We start from the raw sequence: 12,533 nt of genomic DNA on the forward strand, positions 1-12,533 counted from the left end.
TAACAAAAAACGGGCTAGATACAAAAAAGCCCCGCGATTGCGGGGCTTTTTATCGGGCGTTACGACCGCTTAGGCTGTTTCGATGGAAACAAACTTGCGGTTGTTGGCGCCTTTGACCTCAAACTTCACTACGCCATCAGCGGTAGCGAACAGAGTGTGGTCTTTGCCCATACCAACGTTAACACCAGCGTGGAACTTGGTGCCGCGCTGACGAACGATGATGCTGCCTGCAGAGACAGCCTGACCGCCAAAGCGCTTTACGCCCAGGCGTTTACTTTCGGAATCGCGACCATTGCGCGTACTACCGCCAGCTTTCTTATGTGCCATGAGTAGTTACTCCTCTTCTATTACCCGGTGATTAGCCTTTGATGCCAGTGATTTTAACTTCGGTGTACCACTGACGGTGGCCCTGACGCTTCATGGAGTGCTTACGACGACGGAACTTGATGATCTTCACTTTCTCGCCGCGGCCGTGGCTCAGCACTTCTGCAGTCACCTTGGCACCTTCCACTACCGGCGCACCAATGTTGATGGCGTCGCCGTCAACTACCATCAGAACCTTGTCGAAATCGACAGATTCACCGGTAGCCACTTCAATTTTTTCCAGGCGCAGAACTTCGCCTTCTTCAACACGGTGTTGTTTGCCACCGCTTTCGATAACAGCGTACATATTTCTATGCTCCAAAATGGACGACACGAAGCAGCGACGGGGTCACAAAGTATAAAGGTGACCAACCAGCCAGCATTTTGGGAGCTTGCGCCGTTGATGTTTAAAACTACATTTTCCGCCTACCGGCTATCCACAGAGGACAGGCCCAGTTCGAGCGGGGCGCAGATTCTAATCAATTCGCCCGATTGATACAATAGCGCACTTTTCCATCAGGTCGCCTTTCCGCCCGGGGCCAAAACCGCTAGGCTTGTGCCGCCGTAAGCAGACCACACACCAGAATCCCGAAGCCAGATATCACAGAAGTATAAGGAACCCTGCATGTTGCCCTTTCATCAGGTAGCCGCGGACGACTTTGCCGCCGTCAACCAGCATATTCTCGACCAGCTGCACTCAGACGTCCCCCTTGTGGAAAACATCGGCCACTATCTGGTGGAAGCCGGCGGCAAGCGCCTGCGCCCTCTCCTGGTGCTGCTGTGCAGCCGCGCTGCGGGCTACAAGGGCACCGCCCATATCGGCCTCGCCACCATTATCGAATTCATTCACACCGCCACCCTGCTGCACGACGACGTGGTGGACACGTCCGACATGCGCCGCGGCCGCCTCACCGCCAATGCCCAGTGGGGCAATGCGCCGGCGGTGCTGGTGGGCGATTTCCTGTACTCCCGCGCCTTCCAGATGATGGTGGCCCTGAAGGATATGGACATCATGTCCATCCTCTCCGACACCACCAACACCATCGCCGAGGGCGAGGTACAGCAGCTGGTGAACGCTGGGGATCCCGCAGTCACTGAAGCCAACTATCTCAATGTTATCCACAAGAAGACCGGCGCCCTGTTTGAGGCCGCCTGCGAAACCGCCGCGGTACTCGCCGGTTGCAGCGCGGAAGAACGCGAATCCCTCAAGCTGTATGGCCGCCATTTAGGCTCCGCGTTCCAGCTGGTAGACGACGCGCTGGACTACCGGGGCAACTCGGAAGAGCTGGGCAAGAATGTGGGTGACGACCTGGCAGAGGGCAAACCCACCCTGCCACTGATCTACGCCATGGCGAACGGTACCGCCGAGCAGGCGGCCCTGGTGAGGCAGGCCATCGAACAGAAGAGTGCGGATCAGCTCGAGCCGATTGTCGCCGCCATCGAGGCCTGCGGCGCCCTGGACTACACCCTGGAGCGCGCCCGCGCCGAAGTAGACCTGGCGATGGAGAAACTGGAGTTTCTGGAAGAAGGCGAACACAAAACCGCGCTAAAGCAGCTGGCCAGTTTTGCAATTGAAAGAACCACCTGATCGGAAACGAGCCGGGCGGCCGCCCGGCTCGTTTTCCACTGAACCTCCCCCTTACTTAAAAGGTGTACTTCAGTTCCGCGCTGATCGAACGCGGCGGTGCCGGATAGCGGCCGGAAGGGCTCACATCGATGCCGCGGAAGTAATACTCGTCGTTCAGCAGGTTGTTCGCCGAGAGACCGGTGTACAACTCTGAGCCATTCGCCTGGGTAAATACCTTGCTCACCTGCAGATTCCACACGGTGTAGGCCGGTAGCTTCCCGGTGGTACCGGATGCCAGCTCTTCTTCCGTGTTGGCCTGATCACTGTACGCACTGCTGAAATAGAAGCCGGACAGTGTGATATCGACATCCGCCAGTGCATAACTCGCATCCCAGCTCAACTGGTGCTCGGAAGCGTAGGGCAATTCCTTGCCGATATTGGCGCCCTCGCGCTGCTCACTATCGAGATAGTTGTAGGCCATGTGCAACTGCAGTGCCGGCAGGCTGCTGGGGGAAATCGCACCTTCAAGCTCCAAGCCCTGGTGACGGGTCTCGCCCACATTGTCGAAGCTCTGCTCGCTGCTGTTGTAGAGCAGCTGATCGGTAAAATCGATACGGTAGAGCGAGGCACTCACACTCGCACTTTCCGCCGGCTCGAATCGTATCCCCGCCTCATAATTCCACGCCAGCTCCGCCCCCTCGTCGCCAGTGCCGCGGATGACGGCGATTTGTGGCGCGCGCAAAGAGCGCTGGGTATTGGCGTAGAGGAAGAGCTTGTCGCTGGCCTCAAAGCCCACACTGATACCCGGCAGCAGCTCCGTGATGCGGTTATCCGTGGCAGAGTCATTACCCACGTCGGTGAAATCCATGTCGACGCTTTCGTAGCGCAGCCCCGGTGTAACGCTCAGGCGTTTATCCAGCAGGCGAATCTCGTCACTGACAAAGGCGGCAATCGCACTGGTTTCCAGCAACCAGTCCCGCGGAGTCGCGGTAACCCCGGTATCGATCACTGTCTGGACCAGTTTGTAATCCACTTCTTCTTTTACCAGACGCGAACCAAAGGTCAGGGTATGCGAAACATCGCCTGCGAACTGCAGGCTCACCCGCGGCTCGGAGCCCCAAACATCAAACTCACGCGGTGAACTGCGCAGCAACGTGGCTGGCGCAGCCGGGTCCGCCCAGTGATTGGCACTGGGATCAGTACTGAAGTCCCACTGAAAATTACGCGTTGAGTTGTGCGCAAACGTCATCCACTCAAAGGTGCCTGCATCAGCGAAGCCCAGCTCACCCAGCTGCTGCTTGTAGTGCGCACTGAAACGGGTGGTATCCCCCTGGAATTCATCGTTGGGCCGCAGTGACTGTTCCCGATTTTCGGCATAAGCGTCCACAGTCAATGCACCCGGCATTTCGGTATCGGCGTCGTAGCGCTGCAGCGTCAGATCCAATTGCTTGCCAGCATCGATATTCCAGCGACTTTTTACCAGCCAGTTTTTGACACTGGTATCCGAATGATCCCGAAAGGAATCACCGCTAATCAGGTTACCTTCGAGCTGAATGGCAAACTGGTCGTTTAGTGCTCCACCGGTACGGGCGTAGGTATCGGTGAGCATATTGCCACCGGAGAAACTGGTGAGCTTCTCCTGCAAACTGGTTTCCCACTGCTGCGGAATCGGCTTGGTAACCAGGTTGATTACACCACCGACGTTATTGGGACCGTATTGCACCGCCGCACCACCGCGCACAATATCAATACGATCGAGGCTTTTCAGGGCAGCGGGAAACAGTGATTGACCGGTGTGGCCATAGGGAGCCAGAGTCAGTGGAATCCCATCAACCAGAAATTGGGTATAACCCGAGCGACTGGCGTTGAGGCCGCGCACGGCGACATTGGGTAAAACACCGGTGCCGCTTTCATCCTGAATCTTGACGCCCGGCACCCGCTGCAGGCCATCATCAATGGACAGAGTGGCCATTTTCTGCAGTTGCTCGGCGGTCAACAGACTGCGATTACCGGGATAAGTGAGCACTTCTTCCGGCAGCGAGTTGCCCAACACATTGCCGGTAACCTGAACCTCTTCCAGCTCGGCTTTTGCGGGCTCGCCCTCACGATCTGCAGCTTGCACTCCGACAGCGCCGATAGCGGAAGCGAAGATAGCGCAGCTCAGCATTGAGCGCGGAAAAAATTTCGACGTATTTTGCATAGGAATGTCCTTGGCCTATATCAGGAAATCAAACATTGGGATTAGTTGGGATTAGCAGGGATTAAGGGGACCGCGCGGAGCCTGGTGATTTGAAATCATTGAGGTGTGCCTTCAACTGGCGAAACAGAATTCCACGATCCTCGCCGGTAACGAAGGTATGCACACCCATTTCCCGCCACGCATCGAGCTGGGCTGGCTGCCGGGGAATGGCACAGAATGGAATGCCGGCTTCAAAGCAAGCGCCCGCCATGGTCTGGAGTGCCGCTTGTACGGATGCATGCTGGACCTGGCTGCCATGGCCCATTGCAATACTGAGATCCAGCGCCCCTTCGAGAATCATGTCGATGCCACCGAGCGTGAGAATCTCTGGCAGCGCGCTGACGCCTTCAGGATCCTCGATCATCAACACCAGTAAAACTTCGCGGTCGGCCCGCGCCATATACTCATCGAGATTCAGGGCTCCAAAGCCCGTATTTCGCCCTCCGGTAATTCCGCGTCGCCCACGGGGAGGAAACCGCACCGCCTCAATTGCTGTACGCGCCTGAGCCACACTGCTAACACGCGGAATCACTATGCCCTGGGCACCAGCATCCAATGCGCGTGCAATCAGGGCGTTGTCACTACTCGGCACACGCACCAGGGGCGTTATATTGAAAGACTCCGCAGCACGAATACAGTGCTGCAGCTCCGCGGGATTCACCAGCAGATGCTCGGTATCGAGAATAATAAAGTCGTAGCCCGCAGCGCCGATCATTTCGCAAACTAGCGGCGAGGGCACAGAATTCAGAATGCCAAACACTTCTTGCCGGCGAAGCATTTTTTCCTTGGCCGAATTTTTTTGAAGCACGGCTTCGACTTCCTTTTCCCGTATTACTTTTCGTAAATAACCTGCTGCCACCTGCCTGAGGTTTGATCCAGCAAGCCGCCCGACAACAGCAATTGGGACACACGTCCCGAACCAATTAACTCAAATGATAAACATTTTCATTTAGATATACAAGCAGGGTTTCCCTATGTATGCTCCGTCACCGTTACCTGTACCGACGGATTGGCACAGAGGAAATAATTTTGTCATCAGTTTGAAAACCCCTGAAAAAATGGGGAATTAAATTCATCTGATGACGGCGTAATCCGACGGTGCGGCAGCCGAGCTTTGGGGGGCAATTTGCTCCCCGGTTTCCACAATCTGCAAAGGAGATCGCAATGTCCCGTCAAATGGTATTGATTACGCACATCCTCCATCCCGCTATCGTGCGCGGCTTCCTCCCCGCGAGCCTGGAACTGGGCTATGAAGTCACACTTGTGACCGATTGCGGCCTGGCGCACAAACAGCACCTTGTCGAACAGTCAGTAGAGCTACCCATCACCATTCTCGAATGTGATGTATTCAATCCCCTTGCCGTGATTGACCTCCTGAGCAGTCACGACCTCTCACCGGATATGGTGTTCAGCAATAGTGACCACTTGCAGACGGTCACCGCCCTGGTGGCCGAGTATTTCTCTCTACCCGGAAAAAACTGGCGCCGCTGCTATTCCGCCAAGAACAAGGCGTCTATGCGCAATCGCCTGGAAAAACTAGGACTCCCGACACCCCGCTCTGAATTGCTACTGCCAACCCAGAGTCTTCCCACACAGCTCAGCTATCCGGTCGTCGCAAAACCCCGCGAGGGCGTGGCAAGCATGCATGTGCGCATGTGTCAGAACGCGGAAGAGCTCACCGAATACCTGAAAGTATTCCGTCGCGCCAATCCGATCACTCCCGTTCTGCTGGAGGAATATATGCAGGGAGACCTGTTCACACTGGAAACCCTGGGTGACGGGCATGACTTGATTGCGGTTGGTGGTTTTGATGTGACACTTTCCGAGCCACCGGATTTCATCGAGCACAGCGCGGTATGGAATGGAAAAAACAGTATGCGGTACCGCGAGCAGGCACTGGCACAACTGCGGGAATTCGGTATGCACTTCGGCGTCTGCCACAGCGAATTCATTGCGACCGAATCCGGGCCGAAACTGGTAGAAATCAATTACCGGAGCATCGGCGATGGCCGTGAATTTCTCCTCGATGAACTGCTGCCAGGAGGTTGGTTCATACCCATCCTGCAACTCCACCAAGGTGAACCGCTCCCCGCATTTAGCGCGCCAAAGGACCAGGCAATCATTCACTACCTGATAGCGGAGCAAGAAGGTGAAGTGGTCGAGCAGACAAGAGAAATTCAACGGCAGGAAAACGGTGTGAAATTCAGCTACCAGCCACTCCGTAAACAAGGGGAAACCATCCGCTTATCGCGCTCCAACAAAGACTACATTGGCGTGGTAACCGCTATCGCCAGCGCCTCTATCGACCTCCATAGCGCCGTCGAGGAATTCTGCAGCACTCTCGAGTGGAGAATCCAAGCATGAGCGAAGCGGCCGAAAGCTACATTACGCAACGTATCATCAACGCCTGTATTCGCGAACAAATTGGTGACCTTGCCCACGCCACTGTCACGCGCGAATGTCCAACATCGGCAGTGCGATCTACAGTAGCGCTACATAGCGACTACTGGCTGACATTTACCACCGGCAAGGGCACGGTTTATCTGCCAGTTGAACAACATGAATTTATGCAAAGCTGGCGCGCTACTGGCGACCAGTGGCTGGTGCAAAGCAAGGACCAATGGCTGCAGCAGCGAGGCTATCGTCACTGGTTGTCCCTACTTGCATGTTCGCAGGATGAAGAAACACAGGCACTTTTTTCCGCGTACTGCCAAGAATCGGAGACCGCGGTACGTCATCGCGATTTATGTCTCGAGGCGTACCGAAACCAAGAGGCGGTGTTAAGCCTGCCTCTATCCGCACGACCACACTGGTGGCAGCGACTGCTTTACAGCGAGCAGGTGGCCTCGTACCTCGACCACCCCTTTTACCCGACTGCCAGGGCAAAGCATGGCCTGGACGACGAGGACCTGCGCCGCTACGCCCCGGAATTTATGTCGAGCTTTGCACTGCGGTGGCTGGCCGTAGAAAAACCCCTACTTACCCTGACCGCGCCGCTGCCATCCGTTTGGCCATCATTTAGCGAGGTCGGTTTACCGGAAGACTTTTCACACAGCCACTATCTGTTACCGGTACACCCGTTGACCTGGGAGCACCTGACGCTTCCGCACGCAGGGATCATCCGGGCCCCCAATAGCGCACGGGAAGTCCTGCCTACCCTCTCGGTTCGAACGGTCATGTTTGTAGACCAGCCGGATCTGCATATCAAAATACCCCTCAGCATGAGTACGCTGGGGGCCAAAAATATCCGCTCGATCAAACCCTCAACCCTGTATGACGGCCATACTTTTTCCCGCCTACTGACGGAGATAGCAAAGCACGACCCGGTATTACGCGGCAGCTATCTGCACTGCGACGAACAGGCCGGCGGACATTGCGGAGAATCTCGCGAGCTTGCGTTCATCCTGCGCCACTACCCCGCTGAGCAACTGCAGGAATCGACGCTGGTACCGGTAGCAGCGCTGGCGAGCCCGATGCCTGATGGGAGGCTGTATCTCGAACATCTGGCCGACCAATTTTACCGAGGAGACCTGCACGCCTGGCTCGATGCATATCTATCCCTGATGCTCAAGGTGCACTTGCGCCTGTGGCTTGTTTACGGCATCGCGCTTGAGGCCAACCAGCAAAACGCCGTACTGAATTTTTGTGAGGGCAGGCCCCTCGGCCTGATCATGAAAGACAATGACTCGGCCCGCATCTTACCTTCTCGCTGTATTTCCGCGGCACCCGAGTTGCAATCAATCATCGAAGATTTGCGTGATGCACGCATTCGGGTTGACGAAGAACTGCCACTGGCACAAATGTTCTGCACCATCACGTTACAGTTGAATATTGCGGTCATTATCGAGGCGGTTTGCCAGCGCGGTTTGGCCAGACGGCGCCCCCTGTATGAAAAATTAAGAAAATATTTACAGGTAGAGCTCGATTCCTTGCAACGTGACGGAGTGGATACCACTTTCGCGACTCAATCCTTGCTGCGACAGGAATTCCTCCCCATAAAGTACCTGCTCAGCGCCGGAAGCCTGCTCAGTAAAAGTCGTTCAGGTGCCGCTGACATCAACAAGCATTACGGTCAATCTGCACCAAATTTCCTGAGGTTGACCAATGCGCAGTAACATGAATGCATTCGTGGGCAGCGTCCTGTTATGCCACTTCCTCTCAGCCTTCAGCGTGCTGGGCATGACGCTGTTTATTCCGCGAATATTGCAAAACCTGGATGCCAACCTTCCGGGCTACTGGGTTGGCCTGCTGTTTACCCTGCCAAGTGTGTGTACCGCCCTGAGCGCGCCTCTCTGGGGCCGCTTTGCGGATCGCTTTGGCAAGCGTACGTCGCTGCTTCGCGCGCAACTGGGGCTGATCATTGGCTTCCTCTTGTGCGGTTTTGCGGAATCCATCTCCACATTCGCCATCGGGCTTCTTGTGCAGGGCGCATGTGGCGGGACCATAGCCGCGTCCAATGCATTTTTATCTACCCAACAGAAAGGCGAGACGCTCGCAAAGAGTCTGAACCTCACTCAGGTTTCCGCACGAATGGCTCTCATAATTGCGCCGATACTGCTCGGGGTGACTTTGCAATGGATAGCGCCGTTACAGGTCTATCGCTATCTCGCGATGCTGCCATTTATCGCAGTACTCATTACGCTGAACCTACCGGCGGACACGCCACATATCAGCTCCAACAGGAGAGCGGGAGCCATTCCTCTCCCCCGGGCACTACACCTGCTTTTCATTCTCCAGTTCCTGTTCTGCTTCGCCATGGTCGCTACCTACCCCTATTTCTTGCCCTATGCCAATACGCTGGGTGTGACAACAGAGGGACTTGTTGGCCTCCTATATAGCCTGCCACACGTCGTGTACATCCTACTGATTGTACCCGCTGGAAAAATACGGCTGCCTGCGCAGGGCCAGGCGTTACTTGGCTTGTTGTGCCTGGGATTGTCCTGTACAGGTCAATACCTGGCGGTATCACTCGAACAGCTTTGGCCGTTGAGGCTCCTGTTCGGTATCGGCGTAGTGTTTACGTATACCGGACTCAATCGCCTGTTGAGCGCTCAAGTCGACAAAGCTCAGGCCGGACGTACTTTTGGCTTTATCGATTCTGCCGGCAAGTGGGGCGGCGTCTTGGCAGGGCTTGGTGCCGCCACCTCGACTTCAATCCAGCACAGTGCCACGCCTTTCCTCCTATCCGCAGTAAGTTGCGGGATAGCTATTACCCTGCTTGCATTCAAAACCGGGAGTATGAAAATCCATGGAAATACGGAAGTTTATTGAATCAGTTCAGACCCAGATCAATGCAGAGCTCTCTGACAAAAATGCCACCACCTGCCTGCTGAACTGCTATATCCGCGAGCGCGCAATGAACGCCAATGAAGTGTCGTTTCATCACGAACTTGCCGATTGCCCACTTTCGCTGAGATCACTCAAAGCGCAATCCAGTGGCCAATGGGTCTTGCTCAATTTTCCACAGTCCGGCGCCCGTTTGCTCGCCGTTGCCGAACAGGTCAGTAACATCGGCCGCTGTCGTTTCCTGGGAAAGCCCTTCGTGAAAAAGGAAGGCTCTCCCTGGCTCGCAATGGAAACCCTGGAGCTATGTACCTTCCTTCTGAACCACCTTTCATTGATATTGCCCGCAGAGTTCAATGAAGAGTTGCTCGAGCAGGTACAAAATAGCCGAGACATTACCCAGGCATTTCTCGGCAGCAGCAAAGTCAATCCAGATCAAACTGGAAATAGCTTTATCCGTGCCGAGCAAAGCCTGCTTTGGGGGCATGCACTGCACCCCAGCCCGAAAAGCCGGCACGGTGTGCCTCTCGAAACCCTCCTGCAGTGTTCGCCTGAAATCTCTGCAAGCTTTCCGCTTTTCTGGTTTGAAGTCTCACCGGAGCTGATCCGAATTTTGGGGAATCAGACCGAAAAGGCAGAGAATGTATTGCGAAATTTACACGGCCAAAGTGGGTATCTCTATCCCTGTCATCCCTGGGAGGCGGAATACCTGTTGAAGCAGCCGCTGATACTGGCGGCAATCAAACAGGGATTACTCAAGCCTCGAGGCGAGCTGGGCAATCCCGTACAGCCAACGTCATCGGTGCGAACGGTTTATCGGGAAGACCTTGATCTACAGATGAAATTTTCCATTCATGTGAGACTGACCAACTGCATTCGAAAAAATGCCTGGTATGAGCTGCACAGCGCGGTATCGCTGACAGGCTTGCTACGACCGCTTGCTACTGAAGCCCGTGAATACTGTCCGGACTTCCAGGTGATGTACGAACCACTGGCAAGCACGCTAGACCTGGGTGCCCTGGCGAGGGAGCTCGGCATGAATGAATCTTCTGCAAGAGATTGCATGGAATCATTCGGTATCCTTTTCCGGGAAAACCTGAGCGCCCGCGCTAATAAAAACCTGCGACCGCAACTGGCCGCCAGCCTGTTCACCTGTGACGCTCGCGGAAACAGCATCATTGCCACTCAACTAGCGTACCACTGCCGTCAATCGGGTATTAGCTATCGAGAAATCGCACTGGACTGGTTCCAGCGATACATAGAAACAAGCCTGCGCGGTATCTTTTATTACTTTTTCAAGCAGGGGGTCGTATTTGAGCCTCACCTGCAAAATACGGTAATCGGGTTTCACAATGGCCTTCCCCATAAAATCTGGATTCGCGATCTCGAAGGCACCAAGCTGTTACCCGAGTTCTGGCCTGCTACACGGCTCTCCGAATTACAAGCGCGGGCGCGACAGTCGGTCTATTACGAGCGGGAAAAGGGATGGAAGCGCATCGCTTACTGCCTGCTGGTGAATAATTTTAGTGAGGCCATCTTCCACCTTGCTGCAGGGAATGATGAAGATAACTGCCAGGAAAACATAAGGCTCGAGTGCGAGCTTTGGCAACTTCTAAGAACGGCCGTTGATCAGTGGCAGGATGAAAATGGTGCTCAGCCTGAGCTGGACCGACTACTGCTCGGGGAGACGATACCATCCAAAAATAACTTTACGACACGGTTGTTAAAGCAAGCGGATTTCCAGGCGGGCTACACCAATCTGAAAAACCCGCTGGTGCCGTTGCCCATAAGCCAGAACCATCAAAGCTCAGAACACACATTGCGCACCAGATAGAAACAGGTAATTAATGTGAAACACCGATTAAAACAGGCCATTGAATCCGTGGCTTCTGCATCGCAGCCTGTCTGCGCATATATTTACGATTTGGCAGACCTCCAGCGGCATATCGCAGCCATGCGCTCAGTAATGCCGGAAAATACGCAGCTGTACTACGCCGCAAAAGCCAACCCAGACCGCAGGATCCTCGCAGCACTTGCCCCCTGGGTGGAAGGCTTTGAAGCGGCGTCCGGAGGCGAGCTCGATTGGCTTTATGAAACCCACCCGGAGATGTCACTGATTTTCGGCGGGCCGGGGAAACTGGAAAGCGAACTTGCCAGTGCTCTGGACAAGAAAGTCGAATACTTTCATGTTGAAAGCCTCACCGAGTTGCACAGGCTCGCTCAGCTCAGCACGCAAAGAGACCAGCAGGTCCCCATTCTGTTACGAATGAACATTCCACTGGAAGGGATCGCCCTCACCAAGCTCGCCATGGGCGGCAAGCCCAGTCCTTTCGGACTCGATCCGCAGGATCTGGACAACGCGCTCACCCTGATCCGCGACAATCCGGGGCTGTCACTGCAGGGGTTTCACTTCCACATGATGTCACATCAATTGTGTGCAGATACCCATCTCCAGTTGATTGAGCTTTACTTCTCCACGTTCCGACGGTGGTGTGAAGGATATGGTTTGCACTTGCCAATACTGAATGTCGGCGGCGGCATGGGAATAGACTATGGTGAACAGGCAAATCATTTCGACTGGGAGAGATTCTGCCGGGGGCTGGCAGTATTGATGGAACAGGCAAACCTGGGGGATACCAAGGTACGCTTTGAGTGCGGCCGCTTCATTTCCGCGGCCTGTGGTTACTACGTGATGGAAGTATTAGATATCAAGCACAATCACGGGGAGTACTTCGCAATCGGGCACGGCGGCACCCACCATTTTCGTACACCGGCGGCGCAATCCCATGACCATCCATTTTTTGTGCTGGAAGGCCGCAAACGGGGTAAGGCCATTAGTCACGGGTCCGTTACACTCGTCGGGCAGCTTTGTACACCAAAGGATGTGCTGGCGGCACGGCAACCGGTTAACGAACTGGCTATCGGGGACTATCTGGTATTTCCTCTGGCCGGTGCATACGCGTGGAATATTTCACATCAGAATTTCCTGATGCACGCGCCGCCACAGGTATGCTATCTGGACTAGCGGAAGAAGTGTTGCAGCCGACCCTTGCCCCATAAAAAAACCCGGCTAATTTGCCG

10 protein-coding genes are annotated in these 12,533 nt (G+C 55.0%); 6 read left to right on the forward strand and 4 right to left on the reverse strand.

Features of this window, described 5'->3' with window-relative positions; translation table 11 throughout:
- Positions 1–69: 69 nt before the first annotated feature.
- The gene (gene rpmA / locus ACONT6_RS13790) at positions 70–327 is read right to left on the reverse strand and encodes a 50S ribosomal protein L27 (protein ID WP_010132157.1); all 258 of its coding nucleotides are present in this window, start codon (positions 325–327) and stop codon (positions 70–72) included.
- Positions 328–358: 31 nt separating this feature from the next.
- The gene (gene rplU / locus ACONT6_RS13795; protein WP_078083863.1) at positions 359–670 is read right to left on the reverse strand and encodes a 50S ribosomal protein L21; all 312 of its coding nucleotides are present in this window, start codon (positions 668–670) and stop codon (positions 359–361) included.
- A 318-nt stretch (positions 671–988) separates the two neighbouring features.
- Here rplU and ispB point away from each other — a divergent pair, with 318 nt between their 5' ends.
- Positions 989–1,951, forward strand: a complete 963-nt coding sequence (gene ispB, locus ACONT6_RS13800; RefSeq protein ID WP_428819031.1) for an octaprenyl diphosphate synthase — start codon at positions 989–991, stop codon at positions 1,949–1,951.
- A gap of 55 nt (positions 1,952–2,006) precedes the next feature.
- On the opposite strand, the gene ACONT6_RS13805 is transcribed toward ispB, so the two are convergent.
- Positions 2,007–4,052 (reverse strand): TonB-dependent receptor family protein, encoded by a 2,046-nt coding sequence (locus ACONT6_RS13805; RefSeq protein WP_428819032.1) that lies wholly within the window; start codon positions 4,050–4,052, stop codon positions 2,007–2,009.
- A 139-nt stretch (positions 4,053–4,191) separates the two neighbouring features.
- A complete protein-coding gene (locus ACONT6_RS13810) occupies positions 4,192–4,977 on the reverse strand; it encodes an HpcH/HpaI aldolase family protein (protein ID WP_418295548.1) in 786 nt (261 codons plus the stop codon).
- A gap of 356 nt (positions 4,978–5,333) precedes the next feature.
- Here ACONT6_RS13810 and ACONT6_RS13815 point away from each other — a divergent pair, with 356 nt between their 5' ends.
- From ACONT6_RS13815 to ACONT6_RS13835, 5 genes are read left to right on the forward strand one after another with little or no spacing between them, the layout of a single operon-like run.
- Entirely contained in the window at positions 5,334–6,533 is a 1,200-nt protein-coding gene (locus tag ACONT6_RS13815) for an ATP-grasp domain-containing protein (protein WP_043319102.1), read from the forward strand.
- A complete protein-coding gene (locus ACONT6_RS13820) occupies positions 6,530–8,284 on the forward strand; it encodes an IucA/IucC family protein (protein WP_428819033.1) in 1,755 nt (584 codons plus the stop codon). The genes ACONT6_RS13815 and ACONT6_RS13820 overlap by 4 nt, the downstream gene beginning before the upstream one ends.
- Positions 8,274–9,440, forward strand: coding sequence for an MFS transporter (locus ACONT6_RS13825; RefSeq protein WP_428819034.1), 1,167 nt, complete (start codon positions 8,274–8,276; stop codon positions 9,438–9,440). Before ACONT6_RS13820 ends, ACONT6_RS13825 begins: the two co-directional genes overlap by 11 nt.
- Positions 9,418–11,286: an IucA/IucC family protein gene (locus ACONT6_RS13830; protein WP_428819035.1), complete on the forward strand. Its 1,869-nt coding sequence runs from the start codon at positions 9,418–9,420 to the stop codon at positions 11,284–11,286. The genes ACONT6_RS13825 and ACONT6_RS13830 overlap by 23 nt, the downstream gene beginning before the upstream one ends.
- Positions 11,287–11,301: 15 nt before the next feature.
- Positions 11,302–12,477, forward strand: a complete 1,176-nt coding sequence (locus ACONT6_RS13835) for a type III PLP-dependent enzyme (protein WP_428819036.1) — start codon at positions 11,302–11,304, stop codon at positions 12,475–12,477.
- Positions 12,478–12,533 lie beyond the last annotated feature (56 nt).

This window comes from Microbulbifer sp. MCCC 1A16149 (genome assembly GCF_050368945.1).
Classification (GTDB): domain Bacteria; phylum Pseudomonadota; class Gammaproteobacteria; order Pseudomonadales; family Cellvibrionaceae; genus Microbulbifer.